This is a genomic window from Delftia sp. GW456-R20, assembly GCF_001622915.1.
Taxonomy (GTDB): Bacteria; Pseudomonadota; Gammaproteobacteria; order Burkholderiales; family Burkholderiaceae_C; genus Comamonas; species Comamonas acidovorans.
The window spans coordinates 3,789,035-3,805,186 of record NZ_LWCN01000004.1; the positions used below are offsets into that span (position 1 = coordinate 3,789,035).

The 16,152-nt window shown below is 67.0% G+C and carries 12 protein-coding genes; 4 read left to right on the forward strand and 8 right to left on the reverse strand.

What is annotated here, in order from left to right; genetic code table 11:
• Nucleotides 1–90 precede the first annotated feature (90 nt).
• On the forward strand, nt 91–990 hold the full coding sequence (locus A4F85_RS22345; protein WP_034397804.1) for a DMT family transporter: 900 nt from the start codon (nt 91–93) through the stop codon (nt 988–990).
• 27 nt (nt 991–1,017) lie between these two features.
• Here the strand turns inward: A4F85_RS22345 and A4F85_RS22350 are convergent, their stop codons facing one another.
• From A4F85_RS22350 to glcE, 5 genes are all read right to left on the reverse strand, one after another.
• Nucleotides 1,018–1,536: an AmiS/UreI family transporter gene (locus tag A4F85_RS22350; RefSeq protein WP_063327732.1), complete on the reverse strand. Its 519-nt coding sequence runs from the start codon at nt 1,534–1,536 to the stop codon at nt 1,018–1,020.
• Nucleotides 1,537–1,829: 293 nt separating this feature from the next.
• Entirely contained in the window at nt 1,830–2,696 is an 867-nt protein-coding gene (locus A4F85_RS22355) for a ProQ/FinO family protein (RefSeq protein WP_034397802.1), read from the reverse strand.
• A gap of 84 nt (nt 2,697–2,780) precedes the next feature.
• Complete coding sequence (gene glcF, locus A4F85_RS22360) at nt 2,781–4,031, reverse strand: glycolate oxidase subunit GlcF (protein WP_063328057.1); 1,251 nt, start codon at nt 4,029–4,031, stop codon at nt 2,781–2,783.
• A gap of 61 nt (nt 4,032–4,092) precedes the next feature.
• Entirely contained in the window at nt 4,093–4,875 is a 783-nt protein-coding gene (locus A4F85_RS22365) for a YoaK family protein (RefSeq protein ID WP_012202244.1), read from the reverse strand.
• A 25-nt stretch (nt 4,876–4,900) separates the two neighbouring features.
• Nucleotides 4,901–6,055 carry a glycolate oxidase subunit GlcE gene (gene glcE, locus A4F85_RS22370; RefSeq protein WP_063327733.1) on the reverse strand — a complete coding sequence of 385 codons (1,155 nt, stop codon included), beginning with the start codon at nt 6,053–6,055 and terminating at the stop codon, nt 4,901–4,903.
• Nucleotides 6,056–6,093: 38 nt separating this feature from the next.
• Here glcE and A4F85_RS30715 point away from each other — a divergent pair, with 38 nt between their 5' ends.
• Nucleotides 6,094–6,231 carry a hypothetical protein gene (locus A4F85_RS30715; RefSeq protein ID WP_156179898.1) on the forward strand — a complete coding sequence of 46 codons (138 nt, stop codon included), beginning with the start codon at nt 6,094–6,096 and terminating at the stop codon, nt 6,229–6,231.
• A gap of 16 nt (nt 6,232–6,247) precedes the next feature.
• Here the strand turns inward: A4F85_RS30715 and amt are convergent, their stop codons facing one another.
• From amt to A4F85_RS22385, 3 genes are read right to left on the reverse strand one after another with little or no spacing between them, the layout of a single operon-like run.
• On the reverse strand, nt 6,248–7,621 hold the full coding sequence (amt, locus tag A4F85_RS22375; protein ID WP_170962109.1) for an ammonium transporter: 1,374 nt from the start codon (nt 7,619–7,621) through the stop codon (nt 6,248–6,250).
• A 31-nt stretch (nt 7,622–7,652) separates the two neighbouring features.
• On the reverse strand, nt 7,653–7,991 hold the full coding sequence (locus A4F85_RS22380; RefSeq protein ID WP_012202241.1) for a P-II family nitrogen regulator: 339 nt from the start codon (nt 7,989–7,991) through the stop codon (nt 7,653–7,655).
• 23 nt (nt 7,992–8,014) lie between these two features.
• Nucleotides 8,015–8,746 (reverse strand): TorF family putative porin, encoded by a 732-nt coding sequence (locus A4F85_RS22385; RefSeq protein ID WP_013800176.1) that lies wholly within the window; start codon nt 8,744–8,746, stop codon nt 8,015–8,017.
• A 474-nt stretch (nt 8,747–9,220) separates the two neighbouring features.
• Here A4F85_RS22385 and tssI point away from each other — a divergent pair, with 474 nt between their 5' ends.
• Entirely contained in the window at nt 9,221–11,566 is a 2,346-nt protein-coding gene (tssI, locus tag A4F85_RS22390; protein WP_063327734.1) for a type VI secretion system Vgr family protein, read from the forward strand.
• 78 nt (nt 11,567–11,644) lie between these two features.
• Nucleotides 11,645–16,144: an RHS repeat-associated core domain-containing protein gene (locus A4F85_RS22395; protein ID WP_231890594.1), complete on the forward strand. Its 4,500-nt coding sequence runs from the start codon at nt 11,645–11,647 to the stop codon at nt 16,142–16,144.
• Nucleotides 16,145–16,152: the final 8 nt, after the last annotated feature.

Below are 16,152 nucleotides of genomic sequence, written 5' to 3' on the forward strand. Positions count from 1 at the left end.
GCGCTATCGATTGATAGGCCTGGTCTAAATGGTCTTCTCGTATTGTGTTCGGTGCGGGCTTTGCCTGACCGGGCACTTTTTCGTGGTTTTATGCATAGCCCGCTCCCCGTTCTCGCCCTGCTGTTCAACACCCTGGTCTGGGGTCTGGCCTGGTGGCCGTTTCGCGCCATGCACGAGGCCGGTCTGCATCCGCTGTGGGCCACGGCGCTGATGTATGCCCTGGTGCTGGCGGGGCTGGTGGCGCTGCGCCCGGCCAGCCTGCGCCAGGCGCTGCAGTACCCGGCGCTGATCCTGCTGGGCGCCTGCGCGGGCAGCAACAACATCGCCTTCAACTGGGCCGTGACCATTGGCGATGTGGTGCGCGTGGTGCTGCTGTTCTATCTGATGCCGGCGTGGTCCGTGCTGCTGGCCTGGAAGATCCTGGGCGAGCGGCCCACGCCGGCCGCGCTGACGCGGCTGCTGCTGGCCTTTGGCGGGGTGGCGCTGGTGCTGGTGCCCGAGGGCACATTCAGCGGCGGCTCGCCCGGGCTGCTGCGCGGTCTGTCGCTTGCCGACGGCCTGGCACTGTTCGGCGGCTTCACCTTTGCGCTGACCAATGTGCTGCTGCGCCGCCTGCAAGCCGTGCCGGCGCAGGCGCGCATGCTGGCCATGTTCAGCGGCTGCATGGCCATGGGGCTGGCCAGCGCCTTCGCGGGCAGCAGCGTGGGGCTGGTGCCGCCCATGCCTGCGCCGCAGGCCGGCTGGATGCTGATTGCCGCCGGCCTGGCCGTGCTGCTGATGCTGGGCAACTGGGCGCTGCAGTTCGGCGCCGCGCGCCTGCCGGCCGGCGTGACCGCCGTGGTCATGCTGGCCGAGGTGGTGTTTGCCAGCGTCTCCTCGGTGTTGATTGCAGGCGAGGTGCTGACGCCGCGCACGCTGCTGGGCGGCGCCTGCATCATCGCGGCCGCGCTGCTGTCTGCACTGGCGCATGCACGGCGGCGTGGGGCTTGACGCCCCGCCCGTACTCAGGCTGCGCAATCAGCCCGTGAGCTGCCCGGCCAGCAGCAGGTAGCCCGGCAGCCAGCCCGTGAGCACGCCCTGCGCAATGCACAGGGCGCCCGTCACGCGGCCGATGTTGCGGCCCAGGGCCAGCAGCACGAAGAACATGGCCCACAGCACGGCCCAGGCCGCCCAGTTGGCCGCCATCCACCAGTCGATGGCGGTGCGCGCGCCCAGCACGGTGTCGATGGCCACGGGCACGGCGGTGATGGCCACGAACAGGCTGAACCAGCCCAGGCCCCGGCCATCGGCGCCCGTGAAGCGGTTGATGGCCACCCACAGGTAGGTGAAGGCGAACAGCAGGGTCAGCGCGCCGGTCTTGACCGAAGCCGCATCAGGCTCGGGCCCGAAGGCGGAGGCCAGGCCGATGATCAGCGAGACCAGGCCCGCGAACACGTTGATGACCCAGATCTCCCGGTCGGCAATGCGCCCCAGCATCCACAGGCCGTTCAGGCACAGCACGGCGCCCACGTAGAACAACGACAAACCCAGCCACATCGCAAGTCTCCTTTTGCTTTTTTGCTTTGAAGTGCCTTGCGCGCGTGTTCAGCCCACGGGAACGAGCGCGCACGGCAAGGCGCCGCCGCCCCGTGGCCGGGTGCAGCGGCGTCCGTGAAACAGTTCATCCCCGGGCCCGCCCCTGGTGGGCATCTGCGTGCTGGCGGAAGGGTCCGCTGCAGAGATGCCGCCTGTGATCCAGGGCAGGTGCACCGGCGCGTCCCTTGCCGGGCACGCGGCGGTGGAGTGTGCCGGCAGGCGGTGCTGCCGGTCTTTGGTGCCGGTCCTTGTGCCTAGGCCGCCTGCGTCTGCAGGCGGCGGCGGGCGCGTTCCAGCTGCTGCGCCACCTGGCGCGGGTTCATGCCGTACATGTCGGCAAAGCCGGCTTCGGAGGTCTGGCCGCTGGCCTCGAAGGCGCGCAGCAGCGCCTCGTCGCGGGCGGTGCGCGCATCGGCCTCGGCCAGTGCCTCGGCCACCAGGGTGTTGGTGGCCTCGTCACGGCCTTGCACGCGCGCCGCGTAGTCGTCGCGCGACAGGCCCGATGCCTCGTAGGCCGCGATGATGCGGTTGCGCAGCTTGGGCGCCAGGTCTTCGGGCGAGCGGTGCTGGCGGCGGCGGAAGACTTCGATCAGCGCATGGTGCACATGCTCGGGCGCCATGGCCTCGACCGACTGGCCCTGCAGGTCATGCCGGGCCTGGCCGCTGGCCACCACGGTGAGGTAGCGGCTCGAGCGCGTGTGCTGGGACAGGGCCAGCTTGAGCTGGTCGCGGTCAATGGCTTCAGGATGGGCGGCCAGCAGGTCTTCGAAGATGCCGCGCTTGAGCGGCAGCGGCTGCTCGCCGAACAGGTTCGGATGCCATTGGGCCAGTTGCGCCAGCAGCGGGTGCTGGGTGCGCACGGGCCTGGAAGCGTTGGCCTCGGCACTGGCGGCCGTGCCGGATGCGGCATCGGCGGCAGGCTCGGTGGCCTTGCCCTTGTTGCGGCCACGTCCGCCACGGCGCGAGCGCTTGCGGCCCTGGCCATCGGCGCTGGCTGCAGCCTGCGGCTCGGTGCCGGCAGCGGCGTCCGCCGGCAGCGCGGCGCTCTGTTCTTGCGGTTCAGACACGGATTCAGTCATGGCGGAGCACGTGGGCTTGGAGAAAACGAAACCCCGCATCATGCCAGCATTGCAAAGGCTTGCGCGGGCATAGGCCCCACGGCGTCGCGCTGGAGGCACAGATGCGCAGTCGGTACGCGGCGGGTCTCAGGCCAGCAGGGCCTCGTCCAGCACCTCTATCCAGTGGCGCACGGGCAGGTCCGTGCCGTTTTGCAGGTGGACGATGCAGCCCATGTTGGCCGAGAGGATGGCGGCGGGCCGCTGGGCATCGAAGCCTTCGGTCAGCGCACCGATCTTGCGGTCGCGCAACTGGTGCGAGAGTTCGGGCTGCAGCACCGAGTAGGTTCCCGCCGAGCCGCAGCACAGGTGCGATTCGGTGCGCGCCACGCGCAGCTCGAAGCCCAGCCTGGCCAGATGGGTTTCCACGCCGCCGCGCAGCTTTTGCCCATGCTGCAGCGTGCAGGGCGGGTGGTAGGCCATGGGCGCGGCCGGTGCGCGCACCCTGCCCTGCAGGCGCTCAGCCAGCTCGGGCAGGAGTTCGGGCAGCAGCTCGCTCAGGTCGCGCGTGAGGGCGCTGATGCGGGCTGCCTTGTCCGCGTACTGCGCATCGTCCTTGAGCAGATGGCCGTATTCCTTGACGGTGACGCCGCAGCCCGAGGCATTCATGACAATGGCCTCCACCGCGCCGCTGTCCACCTGCGGCCACCAGGCGTCGATATTGGCGCGCATCTGCGCCTTGCCGCCTTCCTGGTCGTTGAGGTGGAATTTCACGGCGCCGCAGCAACCGGCCTTGGGCGCGATCACGGTCTGTATGCCGGCCGCATCCAGCACGCGCGCGGTGGCGAAGTTGATGCGCGGCATCATGGCCGGCTGCACGCATCCGGCCAGCAGCAGCACCTTGCGCGCATGCTCGCGCACGGGCCAGGCGCCCGCATCCTGCGGCTGGGGCACTTTCTCGGCCAGGACTTCGGGCAGCAGGCCGCGCACGGCCTGGCCCAGCTTCAGGGCCGGGGCGAACAGCGGCGAGTTCAGCCCCTCCTTGAGCGCCCAGCGCTTGGCGCGCTCGCCGAAGGGGCGCGGCACCTGTTCCTCGACGATCTTGCGGCCTATGTCCACCAGGTGGCCGTACTGCACGCCGCTGGGGCAGGTACTTTCGCAGTTGCGGCAGGTCAGGCAGCGGTCCAGATGCTGCTGGGTGGCGCGCGTGGGCGTCTCGCCCTCCAGCACCTGCTTGATCAGGTAGATGCGGCCACGCGGCCCGTCCAGCTCGTCGCCCAGCAATTGGTAGGTCGGGCAGGTGGCCGTGCAAAAGCCGCAGTGCACGCACTTGCGCAGAATGGCTTCGGCCTCCTGGCCCTCGGGCGTGGCGCGGTACTGGGGTGCGAGTTGGGTCTGCATGGTGGGGCTCTTGTTGTATGGGTATCGGGGAACGGTCAGGCGCGGCAGCCGGACGCGGCGGTCACGCGCGAGGCGCGGCCCGCCGGCCCAGCAGCAGGGGCAGCCGCGCACGGTCGGCCCACAGCGGCGGCAGGGACAGCAGGCACAGCACCACGGCCAGCGGCACGACGAACACAAAGCCCAGGTGCCGGAAACCCAGCGCACCCGCAATGCCGCCCAGCAGGAACATGGACAACAGCCCTGCGAACAGCCGCAGCCGCACATGGTTGGCGTGGACCCGGTGCTCGGGCGGGCTGCCATGGCGATTCCAGTAAAGGGCTCGACCCAGCTCCATGCCCAGGTCGGTGATCACGCCCGTCATGTGCGTGGTGCGGATCTGCGAGGACGACATCTTGGTCACCGTGGCGTTCTGCAACCCCATGATGAAGGACAGCAGCAGCACGGCCAGCGGCACGGCGAACGGCGTGGGCCAGGCCAGCATGGCCGCGCCCAGCACGCCGAAGAGCAGCATCAGCGCGGCTTCCAGCAGCAGCGGCAGCGCATAGCTGCTGCGCAGCCGGTGGTGGCGCGCCCAATTGACCAGCAGCGATGTCGCGGCCGCGCCGCACAGAAAGGCCAGCAGCGCGCCGCAGGCACTGAGCACCAGCGCCGTATTGCCCAGCACGAGGTTGTCGGCCAGCAGCGAGACAAAGCCCGTCATGTGCGAGGTATAGGAGTGCACCAGCAAAAAGCCGCCCGCATTCACCGCACCCGCGTTGAAGGCCAGCAGCAGGCCCAGCGTGCGGTTGCTGGCCACCGTGCGGTGCCGGTCCGTGAGCAGGTGCAGGTGGTGGCGCATGCGCATGGGCGGAGCCAGGCGTTGGCCCGGCCTACCAGGCGGCGGCCAGCCGGCCGCGGTTGAAGATGCCCGCAGGATCGAAGGCCTGCTTGAGCCGCGCATGCAGCGCGGCCGTGGCATCGGCCGCCTGGGCGTCGAAATCGGGCTCGGTGCCGGGCTGGTCTGCGGCCTCGGAGCGGAACAAGGTGGCCGATCCGCCCGCTGCTTTTGCCAGCGCGCGCAGCGCATGGCCCAGCGCACGCGGCGCCTGCACCCAGCGCAATGCGCCGTGCCATTCGATCAGCGGCCCCGTGCAGCCGTCCGGCAGCGCCAGGGCCGGAGCCGTCTGCGGCACGGACAGGCGCCACAGCGCATGGCCCGGCGCGCGTGCGGTGAACCAGGGCAGCTGCTGCTCGCGGCAGGCCTGCCAGTCGGCAGCGGCATGCACAGGGTCCATGCGCTGCACACGCTCGCCACCCAGGCGCTCGCAGGCCGCCTGCACGGCGGCACGCGCGCCGCGCAGGCGCAGGTACAGCACGCCCTGGGCTGTGCCCTCCTCCTGCAGCCAGCAACTGGCATTGAGCGGCAGCGGCTGCCCGCCCCAGGCATTGAGCCAGTCCAGCGCCTGCTGCTGGCTGCACGCGAAGCGCAGCGTGGCCTCGGCCGGCGCCACGGGCAGCACCTTGAGGCTGACCTCGGTGATCAGGCCCAGCGCGCCCCAGGAGCCCGCCATCAGCCGCGAGACGTCGTAGCCCGCCACGTTCTTCATGACCTGCCCGCCGTAGCGCAGCAGCTCGCCCTGGCCGTTGATCATCTCCAGCCCCAGCACGAAGTCGCGCACGGCGCCCACGCTGGCGCGCGCCGGCCCGGACAGGCCGCTGGCCACCATGCCGCCCACGGTGGCGTTGCTGCTGTCTCCATTGAAATACGGAGGCTCGAAGGCCAGGCACTGGCCCTGGGCGGCCAGCAGGGCCTCGACCTCGGCCAGCGGCGTGCCGGCGCGCACGGTCACGACGAGTTCGCTGGGCTCATAGCTGACCACGCCGGCCAGCGCCCGCGTGTCCAGCAGCTCGCCCTGCAGGGCCAGGCCGTGAAAATCCTTGGTGCCGCCGCCGCGTATGCGCAGCGGCGTGGCGTCGGCCGCAGCAGCGCGCACGCGCTGGGCGATCTGGAGGAGGTGGCTTTGGGCTGAATCCATGGCCTGCATCGTAGCGGCTGGGCCCTTTTGCGCCTCGGTGCGGACCCGTGAATTTTTTGAACGGCGCGCTTGAAGTTCTGCGTGCGGCGCAAAACAGCCGGGACGAAAAAGCAAAGACGCCATCTCTGCAGCGGCTCCAAAGCAAAAAAGGCCCCGGTGCAAGCACCGAGGCCAATCCGCAATGAACTCCCTGGAAACCGATCAGCGGTAGTACGCCACCTCGCCGTGCGTGGTGATGTCCAGGCCCTGGCGCTCGGATTCTTCGCTGACGCGCAGGCCGACGACCAGGTCGCAGATCTTGTAGGAGATGCCAGCCACCACGCCGGACCAGACGATGGTCAGCAGCACGCTCTTGACCTGCACCCACACTTGATGGCCCATGTTGAAGTCTGCGGGCTCGATGCCGCCCAGGCTGGAGGCGCAGAACACGCCGGTCAGGATGGCACCCAGGATGCCGCCCACACCGTGCACGCCGAACACGTCGCAGACGTCATCGACCTTGAGCAGCTTCTTGAGGCCCGACACACCCCACAGGCAGACGGGACCGGCGATCAGGCCCATGACGATGGCGCCCATGGGGCCCACGAGGCCGGCCGCCGGGGTGATGACCACCAGGCCGCCCACGGCGCCCGAGGCGGCACCCAGCATCGAGGCCTTGCCCTTGTGCAGAGCTTCGGCAGCCAGCCAGGAGATGGTGGCGGCGCCCGTGGCGACGATGGTGTTGATGAAGGCCAGGCCGGCGATGCCGTTGGCAGCACCTGCCGAGCCGGCGTTGAAGCCGAACCAGCCCACCCACAGCAGCGAGGCACCGACCATGGTCAGCGTCAGGCTGTGCGGAGGCAGGGCTTCACGGCCGAAGCCGATGCGCTTGCCCAGCATGTAGGAGCCCACCAGACCGGCGATACCGGCGTTGATGTGCACCACGGTGCCGCCGGCGAAGTCCAGCGCGCCGTCCTTGCCCAGCAGGCCGCCACCCCAGACCATGTGGGCCATGGGGATGTAGCTGAAGGTGAACCACAGCACCGAGAACAGGATCACGGCCGAGAACTTGATGCGCTCGGCGAAGGCGCCGACGATCAGGGCCACGGTGATGGCGGCGAACGTGGACTGGAAGGCCACGAACACGTACTCGGGAATGGTCGGCAGCGCGCCGGCCAGCGTGTCGGGCGCGATGCCCTTGAGGAAGATCTTGCTGAAGCCGCCGAAGAAGTTGCCTTCGCCGGCAAAGGTCAGCGAGTAGCCGTAGACGGCCCACAGCAGCGTGATCAGCGAGAAGATCACGAACACTTGGCAGAGCACGGACAGCATGTTCTTCGTGCGCACCAGGCCGCCGTAGAACAGTGCCAGGCCCGGGATCACCATCAGGATCACCAGCATGGTCGAGGTCAGCATCCAGGCCGTGTCACCGGCGCTGAGTGCGGGGGCCGGCGCCTCGGCTGCGGCCGCAGCGGCGGGGGCTGCTGCAGCGGCCGCATCGGCAACGGCTGCAGCGGCGGCGGGCTCCTGTGCCAGGGCAGCGGCGCCTGCGGCCAGCAGGCCCAGCCCCAGGCCCATGGAAAGAAGTCGTTTGGTCATGGCAGTCTTTCGGGAAACGAGGGGTTGAAACTCACAGTGCGCTGTCGCCGGTCTCGCCGGTACGGATGCGGACGGCCTGCTCGATGGGCAGCACGAAGATCTTGCCGTCACCGATCTTGCCGGTGCGCGCAGCGGCCTCGATGGCATCGATCACCTGGTCCACCAGCGCGTCGGGCACGGCGGCCTCCAGGCGCAGCTTGGGCAGGAAATCGACCACGTATTCCGCGCCGCGATACAGCTCGGTATGGCCCTTTTGGCGGCCGAAGCCCTTGACTTCGGTCACGGTGATGCCCTGCACGCCGATGTCGGAGAGCGCCTCGCGCACCTCGTCGAGCTTGAAGGGCTTGATGATGGCGGTCACCAGTTTCATGATGCTTTGCTCCTCAGGTCCGGTTACAGGGTCTTGGTCAGCGTCACGATCAGGCGCGCCTTGTTGACGTCACCGAAGTACGACTTCTTGTTCGCACCCGTCACGGCCGCGCCCAGCGACACGCCGTCGCCGAAGTCGTAGGCGCCGCCCACGCTGTAGTCCATATAGTTGGGCACGCCCAGGCCCTTGATGTCGCTGGCAAAGCGGGTGAAGCCCAGCGATGCCTTGACCGTCACCTTGGGCATCACTTCCTGGGTGAAGCCCAGCCACAGGTAGCCGGTGTTGCGGCCCGACAGTCCCGAGCCGGCCTTCTCGCCAGCCCAGCCGAAGTAGTCCTTGGACACGGTGTGCGAGTACTTGGCCGTGAACGGTCCATAGGTGGCCGCGCCATACAGCTCAGTGGTGTTGCCACTGGAATTGCCCGAGTACAGGTACTGCAGCGCGCCGAAGTCCAGGTCCACCTCGCCGGCCTTGAACTTGTAGCCGCCGTAGAAATCGGTTTCCAGCGAATTGCGGGGGAGCCAGTCCACGCTGGAGTTCCAGTTGCCGATGTACCAGCCGCTGTCGCCGAAGGTGTAGTCGAAACCGCCTTGCAGGGCAGGCTTGACGGCCTTGTTGCGTCCCGTGTCCTGGTCCTGTCCGCGGAACTTGTAGTTCGTCGTCAGGGACACATTGGCTGTGAGCTGGGCGTGGGCCCAGAGCGGAGCGATGGCGACACAGGCGATGGCGAGCGACTTGAGGCTGGCACGGGACATGGGATCCTCCGGTTTGAAAAATTTCGTGACAACCGGGTTAAGCACGGACCGTGCCAGTCTTTTGATGCCGGGGCGTGCGCCTTTCCGGCTCCCCAATGCGGCGCTGCAACACACAGCGATGCACCGGCTTTGTGCAAAAAATGTGCACCGATGCGGCGATAGCGGGCACTCACATGGCGCATCATAAAAAATGCACCAATATAGTGCATATCACATTGCAATCCTGCTTGCTCTGCCCTAAGAGGCCTGGTATTGCTAGAACGCACCGTAAGCAGGGACTCTCAAAACGCCTGCATCGGGGTATTCCGATATCGATGATTTTCCAAATAAACACCACCTTGCATCCCAGATAAGGCAATTGCTTACATATCCAGGATATTTCCGACCCCTCATTTGATTGCCCTATGGCCATCGGCTTGTCTATGATCCCCGCTCACCAAGAGCAGGGAGGCCGCCCCCAGGGCGGCGCGCACTATGACACGCAGAGTCACCATACACACGCCATTGGGCGAGCAGCTGCATTTCCGTGAATTGCGCGGCCAGGAAAACATCAGCCAGCTCTTCAGCCTCGATGTGGAAATGCTCAGCGAAAGCGAAAGCATCGATCCCAAGGCCCTATTGGGCAAAAACGCCACCATAGAAATAGAAACCCAGGGCGGCGGCAGGCGCTTCATCGACGGCATCGTCACCCGCTTTGGCATGCAGGGCCAGGACCACCGCCACTACGCCTACAAGGCGCGCCTGAGCCCCTGGCTGTGGCTGGCCACGCGCCAAAGCGACTTTCGCATCTTCCAGAACCAGACCGTGCCCGACATCATCGAGCAGGTATTGGGCGTCTATGGCCATCCCCTGCAAAAGAAACTCACGCGTGCGTATCGCAGTTGGGACTACTGCGTTCAATACAACGAAAGCGATTGCGACTTTGTCTCGCGATTGATGGAGCACGAAGGCATTTACTACTTCTTCGAGCATGCCTCGGGCCAGCACACCCTGGTGCTGTGCGACGACATCATTGCCTCGCACGGCGCATTGCCCGGTGGTGAATCCATTCCCTTCTATCCCCCCGAAAAAGCCGCCGCAGGCGATCAGGAAAACATCCACGCCTGGCATCTGGAGCAGGAAATCAAATCGGGCCGCCATTACAGCGATGACTACGACTTCAAGAAACCCCGGGCCGACCTCACCCACCTGCGGCGCGACCCGCCGGGCCACGCCCATGACGGCCACGAAATCTACGAATGGCCGGGCGGCTACACGGAGTACGGCGATGGAGAGGCCTACATCCGCGTGCGCCTGAAGGAAAGCCTCACGGGCCAAAGCCGGGTGCGGGGCCAGTCCTGCCACCGGGCGCTGGCCACGGGCTACACGTTCAGCCTCTACAACTACCCGCGCGGCGACCAGAACCAGCAGTACCTGATCACGGGCCTGAGCTACCACTTGAAGGAGAACCCCCGCGTCAGTGCCGTGGCCCCGGGCGCCAAGGGCAGCGCCGCGGAAGACGGCTCCTTCCAGCGCTACGAGTTGCAGGCTCAGCCCACGAGTCTTGCCTACACGCCCGCGCGCACCACGCCCAAGCCGCGCACCACGGGCCCGCAGACCGCCGTCGTCGTGGGCCCGGCCGGAGAAGAAATCTGGACCGACGAATACGGCCGCATCAAGGTGCAGTTCCATTGGGACCGGCTGGGCGGCATGAACGAGAACTCCAGCTGCTGGATCCGCGTGGCCACGAACTGGGCAGGTCCGGGGTTCGGGGCCATCTCCATTCCGCGCATAGGGCATGAAGTCGTCGTCGACTTCCTCAACGGCGACCCGGACTACCCGCTGGTCACGGGCTGCGTCTACAACGCGGCCAACATGCCGCCCTGGGCGCTGCCGGCCAACGCCACGCAATCGGGCATCAAGACCAGATCGAGCAAGGGCGGCGCCGCAGGCGCGGGCATGAAGAACGGCCCGGGCGACGCCAACGCCATCCGCTTCGAGGACAAGGCGGGCGCCGAACAGCTGTGGCTGCATGCCCAGAAGGACCAGCTCACCGAGGTCGAGAACGACGAAGACAAATGGGTGGGCAACGACCGGCGCAAGACCGTGGACCGGGACGAGACCAACGTCATCCACCGCGACCGCACCGAGACCGTGGACCGCGACGAGACCATCACCGTGCACAACAACCGCACGGAGCGGGTGGACCACAACGAGAAGATCAGCATCGGCGACAACCGCAATGAGGATGTCGGCATCGACGAGAACATCTCCATCGGCAAGAACCGCAGCAAGACCATCGGCAAGACCGAGACCGACAAGATAGGCCAGAACTGGCACGTCACGGTGGGCCTGCTCAAGACCCAGACCATAGGCATGGCCTACATGCAGAACGTGGGTGTGATGAAGATGATGAACATCGGCGTCAACTACATGGAGAACATCGGCGTGGCCATGCAGACCACGGTCGGCATGAGCCAGAACCTCACCGTGGGGCAGGAGCGCCAGGTCAAGGTCGGCAGCAAGCAAAGCACGGAAGTGGGCTCGCAGTACTCGCTGACCGTGGGCGGTGGGGGCGGTGGTGGTGGCGCGGGAGGCGGAGCCGGTGGCGGCATGGCCATGAACATCACGGCGCCCGGTGGCGGTGGCGGTGGCGGTGGCGGAGGCGGAGGCGGCAAGGCCTCCCAGCTCACCATGGATGGGCAAAGCATCCAGCTCAACGCCGCCAAGATCCGGCTCGAAGCCCAGCAGGAAATCCTGCTGACCTGCGGCGAAAGCACCATCCGCATCACGCCCGGCGACATCCAGATTCTCTCGCCCATGGACCGGCTCAACTGCTGAGGCCCGCATGTCCTGCAGCCCCTGCATTCCCCGCATCCGCCGTCCCGTTCTCCCCCATCTCTCCAGGAGCAGCCTCGCATGAGTGGCAAACCCGCAGCCCGCATCACCGACAGCGTCGTCAAGGGCAAGATCGTCACCGGCTCGCGCACCGTGCTCATCGGCAGCCAGGGCGGCCTGGCCTGCTCCGTCTGCCCGGACGGCATCACCGTCGGATCCCCTGTGAACCCCCAGCTCGGCGCCAAGGTCCTGCGGGGCGCAGAAGACCTGGACTTTGCCCTGCCGTCGGCCGCGCTGCCTGTGGCTTGGCAGCGCCAGTACAGCAGCTACGTCAACCCCGAGCACGGCGCGGCCTGCGGCCTGCTGGGCCATGGCTGGCACCTGCTGCAGGAGCTCAGCATCCGCCTGCAGGAAGAGGCCACCTTGCTGCTGGATGCCAGCGGCCGCGTCATCACCTTCGACCAGCCTCTGGTGCCGGGCGGCCAGCTGCACAGTGCCAGCGAAGATATCTGGCTGCTGCGCGGCGGCAGCCCGGAGCCGGACGGCGGCACAGCGCCCTGGGCCGCCAATCCTCGGTGGTCGCATGTGGAACAGGCACTGGTGCGCAACCCGCAAGCCATCCTCGCGGTCAGCGGCGATGGCGACACCCTCTGGGGCTTTGGTCCTGCGCCCGGTGAGCCTGTCGCCGATCCCTGGCGCCTCATGGCCCAGATCGACCGCTTCGGGCGCCGCCAGCTCTACCACTACAGCGACGGCACCACGCCCGAGGCCGGCCACAGTGCGAGCAAGGACCCCATCCCCGCAGGCCGCCTGGTCTCGCTGAGCGACGGCACAGGCCGGCGCTACCGGCTGCTGCACCAGCGCATCCATGGCGGCAGGGATGCGCAGGGACTGAACGGACTGTGGGGCGCCGACGACGGCTGGCGAGTCACAGGCGTGGACCTCACACAGGACCCGTTGCATCCCCTGTCCACCCCCATTGCCCTCGTGCGCTACGGCTACAGCAGCGCAGGCGACCTCATCACCGTCCACGACCGCGCAGGCCAGCTCGTGCGTGAATTCGAATGGGACCACCACCGCATCAGCGCCCACCGCCATGCCAGCGGACCCTGGCACCGCTACCGCTACGAGAGCGCCCAGCCCGGCGCCCGCGTCATCGAGCACAGCAACCAGGAAGGCCTCAGCTACCGCTTCGACTACCTGTCCCAGCCCCCGGGCCCGGACGGCCAGCCGCGTGCCGCCACCCGCGTCAGCGACAGCCTGGATCGCATCGAGACCTACTACTTCGAAGGCGCAGCGGGCCTGTCGCGCCTCATCGCCCACCACAAGGCCGATGGCAGCCGCTGGCTGCAAAGCTACGACAGCTTCGGTCGGCTGGCCTCGCGCACCGACCCGCTGGGGCGCAGCGTCCACCTCAGGCGCGACGGCCAGGGCCGGCTCATCGGCGTGCAACTGCCCGACGGGCGCAGCACCCAGCAGGAACACGACGAAGCCACGGGCCGCCTGCTGCAAAGCACTGACACCGCAGGGGCCAGCACCGGCTACGAATACGACGCCTGGGGCCGCCTCACCCAGATCACCCAGGCCGACGGCAGCACCGAGCGCTACCACTACCCCGCCCCCCAGGAAGCGCCGCTCACCTGCGACAGCCCCCGGCGCATCGAAGACGCCCAGGGCGGCAGCAAACAGCTGGCCTGGAGCGACGCGGGCCAACTGCTCAGCTACACCGACTGCTCGGGCCACAGCACGCACTACCACTATGACCGCTGGGGCGCGCTCATCGAAGTGGACAACGCCCTGGGCCAGCGCCAACGCCACCAGCGCGATGGCCAGGGCCGCATCGTGGCCAGCGAACTGCCCAACGGCCAGATCGAGCGCTACCACTACGACAGCGCAGGCCACCTCACGCGCATCGATCCGGCCCAGCCTGCCGGCACCTCCAGCGAAACCCAGGCCGCCGACCACAGCATCCACCTGCGCTACGACCTCTGGGGCAGGCTGGTCCAGCGAACACATGGTGGCCTCACCCTGGCCTTCGAATACGACAGCGCAGGCCGCCTCCTGCGCCTCGTCAACGAAAACGGTGCCCAAAGCCGCTTTGCCTGGGACGCGCTGGACCGGCTCGTGCAGGAAGAAGGGTTTGACCAACGGCTGCAGCGCTACCGCTGGGACGCGGCAGGCCAGCTCATGCAAGCCACGGACGGCAACGCCGCGCAGCAAACCAGCAGCCACTACCGCTGGGACGAAGGCGGGCGCCTCGCCGAACGGCAGTTGCCCGCCACACCCCATGCGCCCGCACAAACCCACCGCTACGAATGGGATGCGGCCGGGCGCCTCACGGCGGCCAGCGTCTGGCAGCACACCGGCGAGAACACCGCAGAGAACACCATCCAACTGCAAAGCCGCATAGCACTGGAGCGCGACGCGCTGGGCCGCATCACCGCAGAAGTGCAACAGCTGTACCGGCCCGGCAAGGACGGGAACGGGGGCGCAGAGCAGATCGAATACGAACACCGCATCACCCACACCCTGGATGCGCTGGGCGCACGCCAGCACAGCCAACTGCAAAGCCTGGGAGAGATCGCCTGGCTCACCTACGGCTCAGGCCATGTGCACGGACTGCAGCTCAACGGAGCCAGCCTCATCGACTTCGAACGCGACAACCTGCACCGCGAAGTCCGCCGCAGCCTGCACCCACCCACCGCCGCAGCAGATGCACACACCCCCCTGCAGGTGCAACGCCAATGGGACAGCCTGGGCCGCCTCACGGCCCTGGGCACCACAGGCCTGCAAAGCACGGAAGGCCGTGATCACCTGGTCCAGCCCCTCATCGGCCAGATCCTCGGCCGTCGCTACCACTACGACAGCCTGGGCCAGCTCGTTGCCATCGAACAGGCCGGCGCCCCGGGCCAGGCCGCACAACTGCTGCGCTACGGTTACGACAGCGCCGGGCGCCTGAGAGCGGCCACCGACAGCCAGGACCCCCAGACCACCACCCGCTGGCAGATCGACCCTGCTGGCAACCGCCTGCCAGCACCCGGTGCAACGGGCCAGACGAACACCCAAGACAACTGGGCCGCCCAGGTCCACGCCCACTGGCGGCACACCGACTTCAACCTCATGGGCCTGGGCCACCTTGCAGGCCAGCGCCAAGGCCCCGTGCAGCGCTGGGAAGACAACCGCATCGGCTTCACTGAAGACTGCGTCTGGCGCTACGACCCCTGCGGCAACCGCATCGCGCAAATGCAGGCAGACCACAGCCAGCAGCAACTGCACTACGACGGAGCCCACCAGCTCATAGCGGTGCGCAGCAGCCAGATCCAGGGCAACGCCGAGCAACTGCGCCACCACAGCCGCTACACCTACGACGCCCTGGGCCGCAGGCTCAAGCAGCAGGTCGAAAGCGCGGACTCCACAGAATCCACCCGCACCCACTACTACGGCTGGGACGGCGACCGCCTCATCCACACCGAACGCCTGCAGCATGGCGACGACACCCGCCACATAGAACACACCATCTACGAACCGGGCAGCTTCACCCCCCTGGTGCGCCTGAGCACCACGGCCAGCGGCGACCCGCAAAGCGAGCCCCACCTGCTGGTGCAGGCCATCACCGCAGGCCTGCCCGACCAGGACGACCCCAACCACAGGCCGGCCCTGGCCCTGATGCAAACCATGCTCAGCGCCATGCCGCGCGACATGCAGCAAGACGCCGCCCGCCACCTGCGCCACACCCTGGAGAACGGCCTGCCGCCCGGCGCCCAGGCCATGCTGGGCGAACAGGCCGAGGGCACGGCCCGCCTGCTCAGCGGCATGCAGGCAAAGCTGCAGGAACAGGAAAAAGAACAGCACGCCCGCATCGCCATCCACCACTACCACTGCGACCACCTGGGCACGCCCATGGCGCTGACGGACCAGACCGGCCAGGTGGCCTGGGCCGCGAAGCTGGACCCCTGGGGCAATGTGCTGCAGGAGTACAACCCGCAGGGCCTGCACCAGGCGATCCGGCTGCCGGGGCAGCACCATGACAGGGAAACGGGGCTGTATTACAACCGGCATCGGTACTACGATCCGGTGGTGGGGAGTTATGTGAATCAGGATCCGATTGGGTTGACTGGAGGTGCAAATATGAGCAGCTACCCAACAAATCCTGTGGATTGGATTGACCCACTGGGATTAAATAAGATGGGGAGAGGTAAAAGTGGTTTTTATGGGCAAAAGCCTAAACCTCCGGTAAAGCCAGATCCAACATCAACGGGGAAAATTGCTGAAGGCTGGAATCAGACGAAACAGAAAGTTTCCGATGTGGCGGATTCATTTGCAGAATTGATGAACAAACTCTCAGGCAAGGATGATATGCAGAAGAGGACTGACGAAGCAATTGTTTGCACGAAACAGGAGAATAAAGAAACCAAAGAAGTTTCAATTCCCTCAGACATCATTACCCCGGACTCTAGAGGTGTTGGAGTGATAAGACCTCCATCTCCATCCGAAATCGGAGTTGGGGAAAAATGCATTAGCCAAAGGCTAAGAGTCATGCAGTCAGGGCCACTCCCAGGTTTGTCAGCGCCTGGTCAATAAAATATTTG

Coding starts and splice junctions, on each gene's coding strand:
- A4F85_RS22345 (WP_034397804.1), top strand. CDS start 91: ATGCATAGCCCGCTCCCCGTTCTCGCCCTGCTGTTCAACACCCTGGTC.
- A4F85_RS22350 (WP_063327732.1), bottom strand. CDS start 1,536: ATGTGGCTGGGTTTGTCGTTGTTCTACGTGGGCGCCGTGCTGTGCCTG.
- A4F85_RS22355 (WP_034397802.1), bottom strand. CDS start 2,696: ATGATGCGGGGTTTCGTTTTCTCCAAGCCCACGTGCTCCGCCATGACT.
- glcF (WP_063328057.1), bottom strand. CDS start 4,031: ATGCAGACCCAACTCGCACCCCAGTACCGCGCCACGCCCGAGGGCCAG.
- A4F85_RS22365 (WP_012202244.1), bottom strand. CDS start 4,875: ATGCGCATGCGCCACCACCTGCACCTGCTCACGGACCGGCACCGCACG.
- glcE (WP_063327733.1), bottom strand. CDS start 6,055: ATGCAGGCCATGGATTCAGCCCAAAGCCACCTCCTCCAGATCGCCCAG.
- amt (WP_170962109.1), bottom strand. CDS start 7,621: ATGACCAAACGACTTCTTTCCATGGGCCTGGGGCTGGGCCTGCTGGCC.
- A4F85_RS22380 (WP_012202241.1), bottom strand. CDS start 7,991: ATGAAACTGGTGACCGCCATCATCAAGCCCTTCAAGCTCGACGAGGTG.
- A4F85_RS22385 (WP_013800176.1), bottom strand. CDS start 8,746: ATGTCCCGTGCCAGCCTCAAGTCGCTCGCCATCGCCTGTGTCGCCATC.
- tssI (WP_063327734.1), top strand. CDS start 9,221: ATGACACGCAGAGTCACCATACACACGCCATTGGGCGAGCAGCTGCAT.
- A4F85_RS22395 (WP_231890594.1), top strand. CDS start 11,645: ATGAGTGGCAAACCCGCAGCCCGCATCACCGACAGCGTCGTCAAGGGC.